This window comes from Pseudonocardia oceanicola, from assembly GCF_047200735.1.
In the GTDB taxonomy this organism is placed as follows: domain Bacteria; phylum Actinomycetota; class Actinomycetes; order Mycobacteriales; family Pseudonocardiaceae; genus Pseudonocardia.
In genome coordinates, this window is the sequence record NZ_JBJZON010000043.1 from 1 (window position 1) to 14,562 (window position 14,562).

General features: G+C 76.7%; 11 protein-coding genes. 8 read left to right on the plus strand and 3 right to left on the minus strand.

Annotation, left to right across the window (positions count from 1 at the left end):
* From ACL02T_RS33400 to ACL02T_RS33410, 3 genes are all read left to right on the plus strand, one after another.
* Positions 1–2,733 (plus strand): ATP-binding protein (locus ACL02T_RS33400; RefSeq protein WP_412834823.1); only part of this gene is annotated, 2,733 nt, incomplete at its 5' end.
* A 109-nt stretch (positions 2,734–2,842) separates the two neighbouring features.
* Positions 2,843–4,240 (plus strand): FAD-binding oxidoreductase, encoded by a 1,398-nt coding sequence (locus ACL02T_RS33405; protein ID WP_412834824.1) that lies wholly within the window; start codon positions 2,843–2,845, stop codon positions 4,238–4,240.
* A 437-nt stretch (positions 4,241–4,677) separates the two neighbouring features.
* Positions 4,678–6,375: a PucR family transcriptional regulator gene (locus ACL02T_RS33410; protein WP_412834825.1), complete on the plus strand. Its 1,698-nt coding sequence runs from the start codon at positions 4,678–4,680 to the stop codon at positions 6,373–6,375.
* A gap of 74 nt (positions 6,376–6,449) precedes the next feature.
* On the opposite strand, the gene ACL02T_RS33415 is transcribed toward ACL02T_RS33410, so the two are convergent.
* Positions 6,450–7,745, minus strand: a complete 1,296-nt coding sequence (locus ACL02T_RS33415; RefSeq protein WP_412834826.1) for an MFS transporter — start codon at positions 7,743–7,745, stop codon at positions 6,450–6,452.
* A gap of 120 nt (positions 7,746–7,865) precedes the next feature.
* Here ACL02T_RS33415 and ACL02T_RS33420 point away from each other — a divergent pair, with 120 nt between their 5' ends.
* From ACL02T_RS33420 to ACL02T_RS33430, 3 genes are all read left to right on the plus strand, one after another.
* On the plus strand, positions 7,866–8,534 hold the full coding sequence (locus tag ACL02T_RS33420; protein ID WP_412834827.1) for an ArsR/SmtB family transcription factor: 669 nt from the start codon (positions 7,866–7,868) through the stop codon (positions 8,532–8,534).
* Positions 8,531–9,934 (plus strand): MFS transporter, encoded by a 1,404-nt coding sequence (locus tag ACL02T_RS33425; RefSeq protein WP_412834828.1) that lies wholly within the window; start codon positions 8,531–8,533, stop codon positions 9,932–9,934. Before ACL02T_RS33420 ends, ACL02T_RS33425 begins: the two co-directional genes overlap by 4 nt.
* A 140-nt stretch (positions 9,935–10,074) precedes the next feature.
* Positions 10,075–10,386, plus strand: coding sequence for a hypothetical protein (locus ACL02T_RS33430; protein ID WP_412834829.1), 312 nt, complete (start codon positions 10,075–10,077; stop codon positions 10,384–10,386).
* Positions 10,387–10,408: 22 nt separating this feature from the next.
* Here the strand turns inward: ACL02T_RS33430 and ACL02T_RS33435 are convergent, their stop codons facing one another.
* Both ACL02T_RS33435 and ACL02T_RS33440 read right to left on the minus strand, forming a co-directional pair.
* Positions 10,409–11,833, minus strand: a complete 1,425-nt coding sequence (locus tag ACL02T_RS33435) for a GAF domain-containing protein (protein ID WP_412834830.1) — start codon at positions 11,831–11,833, stop codon at positions 10,409–10,411.
* Between the two features lie 126 nt (positions 11,834–11,959).
* Positions 11,960–13,435, minus strand: coding sequence for a hypothetical protein (locus ACL02T_RS33440; protein ID WP_412834831.1), 1,476 nt, complete (start codon positions 13,433–13,435; stop codon positions 11,960–11,962).
* 324 nt (positions 13,436–13,759) lie between these two features.
* Between ACL02T_RS33440 and ACL02T_RS33445 the strand changes: the two genes are divergently transcribed.
* Together ACL02T_RS33445 and ACL02T_RS33450 are read left to right on the plus strand one after the other, a co-directional pair.
* Entirely contained in the window at positions 13,760–13,951 is a 192-nt protein-coding gene (locus ACL02T_RS33445) for a hypothetical protein (protein WP_412834832.1), read from the plus strand.
* Positions 13,952–14,002: 51 nt separating this feature from the next.
* On the plus strand, positions 14,003–14,473 hold the full coding sequence (locus ACL02T_RS33450) for a MarR family winged helix-turn-helix transcriptional regulator (protein ID WP_412834833.1): 471 nt from the start codon (positions 14,003–14,005) through the stop codon (positions 14,471–14,473).
* Positions 14,474–14,562: the final 89 nt, after the last annotated feature.

Genomic DNA, 14,562 nt, shown 5'->3' on the forward strand with positions numbered 1-14,562 from the left:
GCCGCCACCGCGCAGGGGGAGCACCACCGGGCGGTCGGGGCGGTACTGCCGCTGCTGTCCGAGGACGAGCTCAACGAGCCCCTGGCCCGGACCCTGATGCGGGCATTGGCGGCCGACGGCCGGCATCCCGAGGCGCTCGCGGTGTTCGAGCGGCTGCGCGACGGGATCGAGCGGGAGTACGGCGGCGTGCCGGACCCGCGGACCCGCCGGCTGTACCGCGACCTCCTCGCGGGCTCGACCCTCGACCTCGGACCCGTCCCCGAGCCCCCGGCGTCGGCCGACGGGCCCGACAACCTCCCGGTCGCGGTCACCGAGCTGATCGGCCGGGAAGAGGAGCTCGAGGAGCTCGGCACGGTCCTGGGGCGGACCCGGCTGCTGACCCTCACCGGTCCGGGAGGTGTGGGGAAGACCCGGTTGGCGACCGAGCTCGCCCGCCGGCGCCGGGGCGCCCACCCCGACGGGGTGTGGCTCGTCGAGCTCGCCGCGCTGTCCCGGCCGGAACTGCTCGCGCAGCACGTCGCGGCCGAGCTGGGGCTGACGCTGCCGGAGCGGGGCGACCCCTCGCCCGCACTGGTCCGTCAGCTCGGCGGACGACGTCTGCTCCTCCTGCTCGACAACTGCGAGCACCTGATCGACCCGTGCGCCCGGCTGGTCGACGACGTGCTGCATCGCTGCCCCGGCGTGGTGCTGGTGACGACCAGCCGGGAGCCGCTGCGGACGGAGGGCGAGGTCGCCCGGCGCGTGTCCCCGCTCGCCGTGCCCCGACCCGGGGCGACCGCCCGCGAGCTCGGGCGGGTCGCCGCGGCCCGGCTGTTCGTGCAGCGCGCCCGGGCCGTCGTCCCGCACTTCGCGCTCACGGACGCCAACGCCCCGGCGATCGGCCGGGTGTGCGTCGAGCTCGACGGCATGCCGCTCGCCCTCGAGCTCGCGGCCGCCCGGCTCTCCACCCTCGATCCCGCACAGCTCGCGACGCGGCTGGACGACGCGCTGGGCGTCCTGGGCACCGGGCACCGGACGGCACCCGCCCGGCAGCGGACCCTGCGGGCGACGGTGGAGTGGAGCTACCGGCTCCTCGACGAGGTCGAGCGGGCGGTGTTCCGCCACACCGGGGTGTTCTCCGGAGGCTTCACCCTCGGCGCGCTGGAGGCGGTCTGCGGCCGGGACGTCGACCGCGCCGCCCGGGCGTCGGTCCTGCAGGCACTCGTGGGCCTGGTCGACAAGTCGCTGGTCGTCACCGAGCACGCGGGTGGCTCGACCCGCTACCGCGTGCTCGCAACGATCCGTCAGTACGCCGGGGAGGCGTTGGTCGGGGCAGGCGAGGCGGGCCCGGCGCGGCGGCGCCACCTCGCCTGGTTCCGCACCTTCGCGGCCGGGCGGGACATGACGACCGGTGTCGACGACCGCGCCGCCGAGCTCGACGCCGAGCACGACGATCTCCGGTCCGCGCTGGAGTTCGCGCTCCGCGAGGACCCCGAGGCGGCCCTGGACCTGGCGGTCGCCCTCTGGCCGTACTGGTTGGCCCGGGGCCGGTTCCGGGAGGGGACGCGGTGGCTGGAGGACGCGCTCGCCGCCGCGCCCGCCGCCGCGCCCGCGGAAGGCCGCGCGCTCTTCGCCCTCGCCGTGCTCGACGTCCGGTGCGGCCGCGGTGAACGGCTGGCCGAGCTCGGCGCGCGCCACGTGGCCGTGCAGCGTGGACTGCCGGGCTCCGAGCCGGCGCAGGCGCTCCAGCTCGGCGGGATCCTCGCGTTCATGGCCGGGGACTGGGCGGCGGCGTGCGGGCGCGCCGAGGAGTGCCTGGCCGTCGCCGGGGCCGGGGACGGTCCCGCCGCGGCCGCCGTGCACCTGCTGGGGCTCGTGGCGCTGTCGCGTGGCCGCCTCGACGCCGCCCACGAGCTCCTCGTCCGGACCCTGGACATGCTCCAGGCGGTGACGGGTCGGGTACGCCCCTTCTTCTCGCCCGTGATGCTCGGCGTCGCCGTCGAGCGGGCGGCGGACGGACCTCGGACGATGTTCGAGGAGACGATGCTGCAGGCCCGTCTCGTCGACGCGGAGCGGGCCTCGGCGTACGTCCGCTGCAACCTCGCGTTCCTCGCCCGGTTGCGGGGCGACCTCGACGAGGCGGCCGCTCAGCTCGAGGCGGCGCTCGGGACGACGTCGGCGCAGGACGACCCGGTCGGACGAGGAGTCGTCCTGAACCACCTCGGGTGTCTCCTGCGCGTGCGCGGGGAGTTCGGCGCCGGGCGACGGGCGCTGCGCGAGGCGCTCCGGATCCGCGAAGGGCTCGGCGACCGCCGTGCCGCCGGACTGACGACGGTGAACCTCGGCCTGCTCGCCGCCGCGTCGGGCGACGTCGCGCACGGACGCGACCTCGTCCGGCTCGCGGCGACCGGGTTCCGCGAGACCCGCGACGACCCGGGCACGATCGGGACGGTGGCCGCCCTGGCCGACGTCGCGCTCGACACCGGGGACGCCGCCGGGGCATGCCGCCTGCTCGAACACGCCGTGGCGAGGTCGCGGGGGAGCCCGGGTGACCACCGCTGGTCCGGCTGGATGGCGATCATGCTCGCCCGGGCGCGCCGCAGCGCCGGGCGGACGGCCGCCGCGGAGGAGTCGCGGCGCGCGGCGGAAGAGGTGTTCACGCGCCTCGGCGCGGTCGACGGACTGGTGGTCTGCGCCGGGGAGCCGAGCGTCGTCCGGGGACCCGGACCGCACCCCCTCGGGCCGCCCGGGTAGCCGCGGCGCCACGGCTACGTCGCTGTTCAGCGACTGCACACTCGTCGTCCCTAGCGTCCCTCCCGCCACCGGCCTCCGCCGGTGGGGGACCTCGGCGAGGAGCAGCGCCATGACGGTGACGAGGAGCAGTGACCGAGCCGCGCTCGCGACGGCGATCGCGGAATTGGCCGACCGGCTGGACGGCACGGTCGTCGAACCGCCCGACCCGGAGTTCGACACGGCCCGGCGGGTGTGGAACGGGTGCATCGACCGGTACCCGCTCGCCGTGGTCCGGTGTCGGTCCGTGCCGGACGTCGTCGCGGCGGTCGGCCTCGCGCGGGACTACGAGCTGCCGCTGTCCGTCCGGGGCGGGGGACACGGTCTCCCCGGGTTCGGCACCAACGACGGTGGGATCGTCGTCGACCTGTCCGGGATGCGGGAGATCCGGGTGGACCCTGCCGGGCGCCTCGCACACATCGGTGGTGGTGCGCGATGGGGCGCCGTCGACGCCGCCACCGCCGCGCACGGGCTGGCGACCCCGGGGGGCCTGGTCTCCACGACCGGTGTCGCCGGGCTGACGCTCGGTGGCGGCATCGGCTGGCTCTCCCGCCGCTACGGGCTGGCCTGCGACAACCTGCGCGCCGTCGAGCTCGTCACCGCCGGCGGACGGGTGGTGCGGGCGGACGACGAGCACGAGCCCGACCTGATGTGGGGACTGCGCGGCGGCGGGGGCAACTTCGGGGTCGCGACCCGGTTCAGCGTCGCGCTGCACCCCGTCGCCGAGGTCACGGCCGGCCTCGCCGTGTTCCCGTTCGAGCGCGCGGCCGAGGTGGCGGCGTTCCACCGCGACCGAGTCGCGGACCTGAGCGACGAGTTCCGCACGCTGCTGGCGTTCCTCACCGCGCCGACGGCGGACTTCATCCCGCCGGAGTTGCGCGATCGGCCCGTCGTCGCCCTCGCCGGCTGCCACTGCGGGTCCGCTGCCCGGGCGCAGGAGGAACTCGCGCCGCTGCGCGCCCTGCGCCCCGCAGCCGATCTCTTCGGGCCGATGCCGTACGCCGCGTGGCAGACGATGTTCGACGCGAAGGTGCCGGCCGGGCGGCGCTACCACTTCGCCGGCGGCCACACGGCGGGATGCCCGGACGACATGATCGGGACGATCGTCGACGCGATCCGGGCGCGCCCGTCGACGGCCAGCGAGTTCCACCTGCACCACATGGGCGGCGCCGTCGCCCGCGTGCCCGCGGACGGGACGGCGTACCCGGGGCGGGACGCGGAGTTCACGTTCAACGTCGTCGGCATCTGGGACGACCCCGCGGACGACGCCGCGAACCAGGTGTGGGCCAGGGACCTCGCCGCCGCCATGGCGCCCCACGGCCGAACCTACGTCAACTTCCTCACCGAGCGCGAGGACGAGCAGCGCCTGCGCGACGCCTACGGTCCGCGGCGTTATGCCCGGCTCGTGGAGCTCAAGCGCCGCTACGACCCGGCCAACCTCTTCCGGTTGAACCAGAACATCACCCCGTAGGGGGCGCGGCGGCCGTGGAGGGGTCGGTCGCCGCGACCACGACGGCGGTTCCGGCACGGCCCCGGGGTCGAGGGCATGGCTCAGGTGCGGAACGCGTCGCCGCGCGTCCCGGCACGGCAGGGGCACGGCAGAGGCGCCGGACGGTCGGGGGGCGTCCCATCCGTCCGGCGCCTACCTGGCTGCCTGGCGAGCATCTCGACTGACACCACCTCCTCACCGGTGTCCCGGCGGCCCCCGGCACGACCACCCGTAGGACCCAGAGTGGCTCCGGCGACCGTGGCCCGGAACCGGCCCGGTGACGCCAATCACCCTGAGGGGCCTCACCCCGGCGGGACGGGGCACCGGAGACGGAACCCGGCGTATCGCCGGAGGACTGCGGCGCATGGTTCGTGGGCACCGGGGTAGACGCCGTCGCCGGGGTGGTGAGGAGACTCGAGATGCCAGGCTGCCGGAACGAGCGGGCGCTGCGCCGGGAGAACGCGAACCTCCGTCGGCTCCTCGCCCTGTCCTCGGCGATGGCCGAGCTCCTCGACGAGGGCGAGATCGTGGGCCGGGCGGCGGCCGCGGCGGAGGCCCTGACCGCGTGCACCGCGGTCGCCGTGCCGGCCGGCGAGGGACACGCGGCCGTCTGCTCCCCGGACGGCCGCGTGCCCGACACCGACGTGGTCGCGCGTCCGGCCGAACCCGGCCGCACCGACGGCCGGATGTCCGTCGAGGCCGGCGCGGCGTGGGCCGCGGCCTATGCCCTGTGTGCGGGGGACCGGCTCGTGGGGCACCTGGTGGTGAGCTCTGAGCATGAGCCCCCCCGGGAGGATCTGGTGGTCCTGCGGATCCTCGTGCAGCAGACCGGGCTCGCGCTCACCACCGCGTGGCTCCGCCGTCGCGAACGGAGCGCGGCCCGGGATCGGGGGCGGGCCACCGGGTCGTCGGGCGCGGCGAACGAGCGGCTCGCGGCCGTGGTCCTGGACCTGCAGCGGCGACGGCAGGCCCACGAGCGTCTCGCCGGTGCGGTGGCCGCGGAGACGGGCGAGGCCGGCATCGCGGCGGAGGTGCACCGGCTCACGGGCCTGCCGGTGGCGGTGGAGGACGCCTTCGGCGGGCTGCGGGCGTGGGCCGGGCCCGGCCGGCCCGAGAACCCTCCGCGCAGCGTGCGGAGGCGGCGCACCGCGCTGCTCGACGAGGCCTGCCGCAGCCCGGAGCCCGTGCGCGACCGGGACCGGCTGGTCGCCGTGGCCCGGCCGAGGGACGAGGTGCTGGGCGTGCTCGCGCTCGTCGATCCCGACGGCCGGGCGGGGGAGTACGAGATCTTCGTCCTGCAGCACGGCGCGCTGATGCTGACCGTCGAGCTCAGCCACCAGCGGAACCTGGTGGAGACCGAGCTGCGGCTGCGCCGCGACCTCGTCGACGACCTGCTCGCCGGCTCGGACGCCGTCGGTGCGCGGGCCCGGGCCGAGGCCCTCGGGCACGACCTCGCGAGCCCGCACCGCGCCCTCGTGCTGAGCTGGCCGGCCGAGGAGGGACTGGTCCGCGCCGTCGAGCACGCCTGCCGGGCCGCCCTCGGAGCGACCGTCCTGCTGGCCCGGCGTCCGGACGGGGTCGTGCTGGTGGTCCCGGAGCCGGAGGAGCCGAACGGGCGGTGCCCGTGGGAGGAACTGCACCGGGCGGTGACCGACCGGGTGCGTGGCGACGGCGGAGCGATCGGTGTCGGCGCGGTGTGTCGCGACCCGGCCGGCCTCGCCCGCTCCTACCAGGAGGCGCGCCGCGCGCTCACCGTGCGCCTCGGCTCCGGCCGGCCCAGCGGGGTGACCCGCTACGAGGATCTGGGAATCTACCGCGTGCTCACGGTCGACGGCGACGACCGCGAGGTCCGCGGCTACGTCCGGGAGTGGCTCGGTTCCCTCCTCGACTACGACTCGACGAACGGCGCCGCGCTGGTCCGCACCGTGTGGCAGTACCTCGAGCAGGGCGGCAACTACGACGCCACGGCCCGCGCCCTGCTGATCCACCGCAGCACGCTGCGCTACCGGCTCCGGCGGATCAGGGAGATCAGCGGCCACGATCTCGGGGCCGTGGACACCCGGCTCAACCTGCACGTCGCCGCCCGCGCCTGGCACCTGCTCCACGGCGCTGTGTGATCGGCGCTGTGTGATAGGCGCTGTGTGATCGGCGCTGTGTGATAGGCGCGGGGGAACGGTGCGGCGGAGAGCCCTCACCGCCCTCGCGGCCGCATGGCGAGTTGGCTCCACACGGCGGAGCCGCCGGTGAGGGCGGCGGCGACGAGGACCGCGGCCTCGAGGGAGGCGAGGGCGGCGGTCAGGCCTCCGACGAGGGCGCCGACGGCGTAGCCGATGTCGCGCCAGAAGCGGTAGCCGCCGAGAGCCGCGGCGCGGGCCGTGGGATGGACGGCGTCGCTGATCGCGGCGAGCAGCGCGGGGTAGACGAGCGCGGTGCCGACGCCGAGCAGGAACGAGCCGACGATCCCGGCGAGGAAGGCCTGGGACAGGCCGAGCGGGATGATCAGTAGTCCGACGGCCTGGATCGTCATGCCGGCGACGACCGGGATCTTGCGGCCGATCCGGTCGGCGAGGTGGCCGGTGGCCAGCATGCCGACGGCCCACATGAAGGGGTAGAGCGCCTTGATGATCCCGACCCCGCCGAGGGTGACCCCGGCCTGGACGAGCAGGACGGGGAGCAGGACCCAGGTCAGGCCGTCGTTGAGGTTGTTGACCAGACCGGCCTGGCTGATCGAGGTCAGGTTCCGGTTGCGCCAGCTGAGCTCGGCGAACATCGTGCCGAGCCCCGGCGTCGCGGTCGCGCCGGACCGGCCGGGCGGATCCGCGCGGCCGTCGCGTACCCGGTCGACGTCGTGCCGGTGCGCGTGGTGCTGCTCGGCTTCGAGCCGGGCGTGCGGGGTGGTGTCGCGGACCAGGGTGAGGGTGAGGGCGAGCCCGGTGACGGCGTAGGCGGCGCCGAGGAGCTCGGGTACGGGCTGGAGCCCGTAGGCGGTGGCGAGGTAGCCGGTGACCAGGGCGGTCAGCGCGACGCCCAGGTAGCCGGCGGTCTCGTTGATCCCGAGGGCCAGCCCACGGCGGGCGGGACCGACCAGGTCGATCTTCATGTTCACCGTCATCGACCAGGTGAGGCCCTGGTTCACCCCGAGCAGGACGTTCGCGGCGACGACCCACCACCAGTTCGGGGCGAAGGCGAGCACGAACGGCACGGGCAGCCCGACGATCCAGCCGGCGAGGAGGACGTTCCTGCGCGTGGAGCGGCCGACGACCGCGCCGCCGACCAGGTTGGTCACGGCCTTGGTGAGGCCGAACGCCATGACGAACAGGGCGATGGTGAGGTCGCCCAGCCCGAAGACCTGCGCCCCGACGAGCGGGGTGACGGTGCGTTCCAGGCCGACCATCCCGCCGACGAGCAGGTTGACCAGGGCCAGCAGGGTGAACTGGCCGAGGTTCTCGCGGAGGCCGAGCCGGACGGGTCGGGACGTGGTGGGCATCGCTCTCGCCTCCCTGCGCACGGGGGCTCGCCCCGCCGGCGGGCCTGCGCTCCGGCTCCGGAACCTGCTGGGCCGAGCCATGCTACGTTATTCCATGGATTCTTGGAGGAGCGGTGCGAGATGCCTGACGAGATGGCCGAGAGCGACCTGTTCACCCAGCTCGCGCGGGTCGGGAAGGCGCTGGGCAACGGCAGGCGCCTGGAGCTGCTGGACCTGCTCGCGCAGGGCCCGCGCAGCGTCGCCCAGCTCGCCGGGACGGCCCGCCTGGGCCTGACCACGGCATCGGCACACCTGCAGACGCTCAAGCAGGCCGGCCTGGTGACCACCACCCGGCACGGCACGACCATCGAGTACGCCCTGGCCGGCGACGACGTCGCCGCGCTCTGGCACCAGCTCCGCGAGGTCGCCGGGGCCCACCTCGCCGACGTCGGGCAGGCTGCCCGCAGCCACCTCGGTCCCGAGGACACCGAGGAGATCGACCGCGCGGAGCTGCTGCGTCGCGTCGCCGACGGCCGCGCCGTCGTGCTCGACGTGCGCCCCGGACCCGAGTACGCCGCCGGCCACATCCCCGGCGCACTGTCGATCCCGATCGACGAGCTCGCCGACCGGCTCGACGAGATCCCCGTCGACCAGGAGATCGTCGCCTACTGCCGCGGCGCCCTGTGCGTGTTCGCCCACGACGCCGTCCGCCTGCTCCACCGGCATGGCCGGCACGCGGTGCGCCTGAGCGAGGGCTTCCTGGAGTGGCGTGTGTCCGGGCAGCCGGTGACCGCCGAGGCTCGGCGATGACCGACGCGCACGAGCCGCCGGAGCAGCGCCGCGTCCTGGGCACCCTCGTCCTGGCCCAGGTCCTCAGCGGCGCAGGGCTCGCCGCCGGGATCACCGTCGGCGCCCTGCTCGCCCAGCAGATGCTGGGCACGACCGGCCTCGCCGGGTTGCCGAGCGCGTTGTTCACCGTCGGCTCGGCCGCGGCGGCCGCCGCGGTCGGTCGGCTGTCGCAGCGGTTCGGCCGCCGCCCCGGCCTGACGACCGGGTACGCCGTCGGCGCCGCGGGCAGTGCCGGGGTCGTCCTCGCCGCCGTCGCCGGCAGCGTCCCGCTGCTGTTCGCGGCGCTGTTCGTGTACGGCGCCGGCATCGCCACCAACCTCCAGGCCCGCTACGCCGGGGCCGACCTGGCCGCCCCGGCCCGCCGCGGCCGCGCGGTCAGCACCGTCCTCGTCGCGACCACCCTCGGCGGGGTGCTCGGCCCGAACCTCGTCTCCCCGATGGGGAACCTCGCGACCACCTGGGGCATCCCGCCGCTGGCCGGACCGTTCCTGCTCTCCGGCGCGGCCTATCTGCTCGCCGCGCTCGTCCTCGGCCTCCTGCTGCGGCCCGACCCGTTGCGCCTGGCCCGCGAACTCGCCGCCGCGGCCCCGGCCCCGACCGGCCCGGGGAGCACCGCGGCGACGGCCGCCTCCTCGACGACGACGGCCTCGTCCACGCCCTCCTCGACGGCGCTCTCCTCGCCGACACCCCCTCCGTCGGCGGCGTCCCCGTCGGCGGCGTCCCCGGGGGCGGGGTCCCCGGGGGCGGGGGCCTCCGCGGCCGGATCACCACGGGGCGGAACCGGCGGGGTCGCCCTCGGCGCCTCGGTCATGGTGCTCACCCAGCTGGTGATGGTCGCGATCATGACCATGACCCCGGTGCACATGGCCGCCCACGGGCACGGCGTCGGTGCCGCCGGCGCGGTGATCGCCGTGCACGTCGCCGCGATGTACCTGCCGTCACCGATCACCGGGTGGCTCGTCGACCGGTACGGCCGCCTCGTCGTCGCGGCCCTGTCCGGGGTCACCCTGCTCGCCTCCGGCCTGCTCGCGGCGACCGCGCCCGCGGACTCGGTGGGGCTGCTCGCCGTCGCGCTCGCCCTGCTGGGTCTGGGCTGGAACTTCGGCCTGGTCAGCGGGACCGCGATCCTCACCGACGCCGTGCCCCTCGAGCGGCGGGCGACCACGCAGGGCGGCGTCGACGTCGGCGTCGCCCTCGCCGGGGCGGGCGGGGGCCTGGCCTCCGGTGCCGTCGTCGCCGCGAGCGGCTACCCGGTCCTCGCCCTGGCCGGCGGGGTCGTCGCCCTGGCGATCATCCCGATCGTCGCGGCGGCGTCCCGGTCCCGTCGCGACCCGTTGCCGGAAGCGTCGTCCGCTTCCTGATCCACCGGACCCCGCCGCGGGCCGAGCGCCGACGCCGGACGAGGTCCGGCCGGCCCTGCCGGGAGGGCCGGTGGTCCCTGTCGCGGGGCCCCGTCGTCGGTCACGCTTCCGCCGTCCGCTGCAGCGCGGAAGGAGGACCCATGCGCGAGGTGCCCGAGCCGATGCGCTCCGTCGGGCCCGACGCGGGCGGGACCGCCGCCACCGCGCGGGCCGCCCGGCTGGTGCGGCGTTGCCTGGACCTGGACCGGGGGGGCGCGCCCGCACCCACCCGGCTCGCCGCCCTCGACCAGGCGCGGGCCGCCCTCACGGGGGTACCTCCCGGGCGGTCCCGGGAGCGACTGGCCACGGTGTGCGAGATCCTCGTCGACCTGCACCGCGACGACACCGAGGAGGCCGTCCGGGCCGCGATCGTCCGGGCCCGCGCGGCGCTGGGCCAGCCGGCCGGGGGCTGAGCCGCGCACGCCGGCCGGGACCTCATCCGCCGCCGTCCTCCCGGCGGTTCAGGTCGAAGACGCTGGAGCCGATCCCTCGCGCGACGCGGTCGAGACGGTCGGCCTGGCCGAGCAGTCTGGACCGGTGCACCGGCGAGGTCACGCTGCCGGCGAGCCCGGTGAGGTCCGTGGCCACGGCGAGGAGCTCACCGATGACGGACGTGCGGAGGTCGTCGGCGATCCGGTCCCGGTCGTCGAGCCGGCGGCGCAGCTCCTGCTCCAGCCGCACCCGCGCGTAGGCGGTGACCAGGCCGGCGTGGGCCGCCAGCGACACGACGGCGTCGAGTTCCTCCCGCCGGTAGGGCGAGCGGTCGCGGCGGCGGGTCACCACGAGCGCGCCCCGCGGTGCCCCGGCGGCGGTCAACGGGGCCACCAGCGCGGGGCCGACGTCGAGCCGGGTGAGCGGCACGCCGGTCAGCCGCGGGTCGCGCGCGGCGTCGGAGGTCGCGACCGGCCGGCCGGCCATCAGCGCCCGGCCGGCCTCGCTGTCCCCGGCCCGGAGCCGGGTGTTCTCCACCCGCGCGACCGACTCACCCTCCGCCACGGCCACGAGGAACTCGTCCGGCTCGTGGTACGGGGCGCCACCCGACGCCTCGCCGGACGAGTCGACCGGGACCAGCAGGGCCGCGCCGTCGCTGTCGCTCAGCTCGCGCACCGTCGCGAGCAGCCCCTCCAGCACCTCGGCGGGCTCCTCGCCGGCCAGCAGGTCCGTCGCGACCTGGGCGGCCGCGGCCTGCCAGGTCTGCCGGCGCCGGGTCTCGGCGAACAGCACGGCGTTCTCGATCGCCGCGGCGGCCGAGGTCGCCAGGGCCTGCACCAGCTCCTCGTCGTCGGCGCTGAAGCCGTCGCCGCTGCGCCGGTCGGTGAGGTAGAGATTCCCGAACACCGCGTCGCGGACGCGGATCGGCACCCCGAGGAAGCTCGCCATCGGCGGGTGGCCGGGCGGGAACCCGGCGAAGCGCGGGTCGTCGTGCAGATCGGGGAGCCGGATCGGCCGCGGGTCGTCGATCAGCGCACCGAGCAGGCCCTCGCCCCGGGGCGGGCGGCCGATCGCCCGGACGTCCTCGTCGGCCATGCCCTCGTGCAGGAACTCGACGAGACGGCCGTCGGCGCCGAGGACACCCAGGGCCGCGTAGCGGGCGCCGACCAGTGCGCGGGCCTCGGTGACGACCCGGCGCAGCACGGTCGGGAGCTCCAGGTCCGCCCCCACGGCCCGGTGCGCCCGCAGCAGGCCCCGCAGCCGGCTCTGCGTCGCCATGACCTCTTCGGCGCGCTCGACGATCTGCTCGAGGAGCTGGTCGAGCTCCAGCCGGGGGACGTCGACGAAGGGCAGGTCGGCCTCGGGATGCTCGGCGGGGTGCTCGTCCGGCCCCCCGAGCCCGTTCCCGTCCTGCGGCCGCGCCACCACCGGCCGTCACCGCCCGTCCGCTCGAGGGCTCGCCGGCCCGCTCGGGGCACGCCCGGGCGGCGAGACGTTCCACTATGGGGCCCGCCCGAGGTGGTGTCCAGACGGTCGGGAGCCGCCGCGCCGGGTTCAGGACCGACGATCGGCGCCGTACCGGCCGTCGGGATCGGCGTGACGGACCTCGTCGCGGACCTCCGCCCGGAACTCCTGCCGGAACCCGCCCCGCGCCTCGTCCCACGAGTCGTGCTCCCCCGAGTCGTCGTCCCAGGGATCGTGGTTCCAGGAGTCGTGGTTCCAGGAGTCGTGGTTCCAGGAGTCGTCGGCCCAGGAGTCCTCCTCCCGGGAGCCGTCCCAGGAGTCGTCCTCCCACGAGGCGTTCGCCCGCGAGTCGTGGTCCCAGGAGTCGCCGGCCCGGGAGCCCCGGTCGTCCTGCCCCTGGTCCTCCCACCCCTGGTCCTCGTGGTCCTGCTCGACGGGAGGTGGGGCCGCGGGAGGTGGGGCCACGGGCGGCGGTGCCGCGGGAGCTGGGGCTGCGGGAGGTGGCGCCGGCGCCGGCTTCGCCGGAGGACGCGCGGGTCCGGCCGCTGTCGCCCGGACCACCCGGGTCGCCTGGGCCTGCGCACCCGCGACGGCGTCGGCCAGCACCGGGAGCACCACCGGCGGCGCCGGGCTCACGGTCACGTCCCGCACGGCAGCGGACGGCGACCCCGGAGCGGGCTGCGCGCGCGCCGCGGCCGGAGCGGCGGGCTCCTCGGCGAGGGGTGCCTCGGGCCCGATCGCCGGCCGGCCGACCAGCACGGCCACGGCGACCCCGAGCACGGTGACGACGGCGACCCTGCGGTGCGCCACGGGGCGCCGGCCGGGGGCCGCCGGCTCGGGCGGTTCGACCCGGTCGCACTCCCGGGCGAGCCCCGCCGCCAGGTCCCCGGCGGTGGGCCGGTCGGCCGGATCGTCCGCCGCGGCACCGGCCAGCAGGGCCGCGGCCCCGTCGGGCAGCGCCGGCACCGGCGCGGGGCGGCCGCGCCAGGGCGCGCCGCGCCGGGGGAGGCAGCGGCGGAGCAGCCGGCCGAGCTGGGCGACGTCCCCGGCGGCGCGGCCGTCGAACGCGGGCGTGCCGTGCGCTTCCTCGGGTGGCCGGTGCACGCGGCCGAGCAGGTGCACCTCGCCGGCCCGGTCGAAGCGCACCGCCGACGGCGTCACCGCGCCGTGCGCCACGCCGTGCGCGTGCAGGTAGGCCAGGGCGTCGGCGAGCCGGGCACCCGCCGCCAGGACCTCGGGCACCGTGAGGTCGCGCCGGACCGACCGGTCGGCGAGCGACGGGCCGTCGACGAACTGCGTCACGAGGAAGTGGCCGCCGGCGCAGGGCCCCACGTCGTAGAGGGCGGCCAGGCCCGGATGGTGCAGCCCGGCGACCGGCGGCCCCGCCTCGGCACACTCCGGTTCCAGGAGCTCGACGACGACGGGGCGGCACAGGACGTCGTCCCAGGCGCGGTAGACGCGGCGGCCGGCGGCGGAGCCCAACCGGGCGTCGAGCCGGTACCGGTCCGGCAGCCCCGCCGGCCGCTCCGGTCCCCCCGGCATCACGACGTCGCTGGTCGTGGCCACGTGCACCCCCCGTCGGCGCTCGGCCACCCGCGGCTCGTGCGCGGGTGGCCGTGCCGGTCGCGGTTTCCCGGGCGCCGTGCAGTCCCGCACGCCGGCGCCCCCGTCGGCTTCCGCGTACCCCCGATGACCCCCGGACTATCCCCGCCCCGTGCGATGGACACACTTCTCCGTCACACGTACCCGGGGCAGGGCCGAAAGTCACCGGGGGTTCGTGTGGTACCGCCGCCCCGGTTCACGCACCTCGTCCTGGGGCCGTCCGGCCCTGGTTCCCGGGCCGCGACGACGGCACACTTCCCGGGCCGTCCGGCCGTCACAGGAGGTCCGATGCCGCCCGTACCGCAGTCCGCGCCGCACCCGAGCGCCCGGCCGGGGTCCGGCCACCGCCACACCACGCGGTGCTACTGGGACCTCGCCGTCTGCGGCTGGCACTGCCCGCCGCCGGCCGATCCCCTCCCGCCCCCGGCAGCCGTCGTGGTCGAGCCCGCTGAGCCCGCCCCCGGCGCCGCCCCGGTCTGACCGGACGTGTCGTCGCCGGGCGGGGACGCCGTGCGGACGCTGGCGCAACGGGTGCGCGACCTCGTCGTCGCCACCGACGAGTACCGCCGGACCATGGCCGCGGCGGCGGGGATCGGGCAGCACGAGGCCAGCACGCTCGGCGAGCTGCTGCACCGCGGGCCGCTCCCGCCGTCGGCGATCGCGCGACGGCTCGGCATCGCGTCGGCCAGCGTCACCTCGCTGCTCGACCGGCTGACCGCGGCCGGGTACGTGGAGCGCCAGGCCAACCCGGTCGACCGGCGCAGCGTGCTGGTCGTCCTCACCCCGGCGGGCCGGATGCTGATCGTGACGATGTTCGGCCTGTTCACCGACGACATCGAGCGGGCGGTCCGGTCGGCGCGCCCGCAGCACCTGCGGGAGTTCTCGGAGGTCCTCGCCCGGATGGCGCTGGCCCTGCGGGACCGCGCGGGCGACCGGTCGGGGATCGAGGGCGACCTGGGCCGGCGCTCGGCGGAGCCGGCCCCCACGACCGACGACGGATAGGCGGACGGGCCGAGGAACGCAAATTCTCGCCGGCCGGGTATCTCCGCGCGGGATTGCGCCGTCCGGCGGTGGTCCGCCCGCCGGGCGGG

What these genes read in the sequence shown, in the direction of transcription:
- ACL02T_RS33420 (WP_412834827.1), top strand. Translation starts at nt 7,866, where the DNA reads ATGCCTGACGAGATGGCCGAGAGCGACCTGTTCACCCAGCTCGCGCGG.
- ACL02T_RS33405 (WP_412834824.1), top strand. Translation starts at nt 2,843, where the DNA reads ATGACGGTGACGAGGAGCAGTGACCGAGCCGCGCTCGCGACGGCGATC.
- ACL02T_RS33445 (WP_412834832.1), top strand. Translation starts at nt 13,760, where the DNA reads ATGCCGCCCGTACCGCAGTCCGCGCCGCACCCGAGCGCCCGGCCGGGG.
- ACL02T_RS33425 (WP_412834828.1), top strand. Translation starts at nt 8,531, where the DNA reads ATGACCGACGCGCACGAGCCGCCGGAGCAGCGCCGCGTCCTGGGCACC.
- ACL02T_RS33415 (WP_412834826.1), bottom strand. Translation starts at nt 7,745, where the DNA reads ATGCCCACCACGTCCCGACCCGTCCGGCTCGGCCTCCGCGAGAACCTC.
- ACL02T_RS33410 (WP_412834825.1), top strand. Translation starts at nt 4,678, where the DNA reads ATGCCAGGCTGCCGGAACGAGCGGGCGCTGCGCCGGGAGAACGCGAAC.
- ACL02T_RS33430 (WP_412834829.1), top strand. Translation starts at nt 10,075, where the DNA reads ATGCGCGAGGTGCCCGAGCCGATGCGCTCCGTCGGGCCCGACGCGGGC.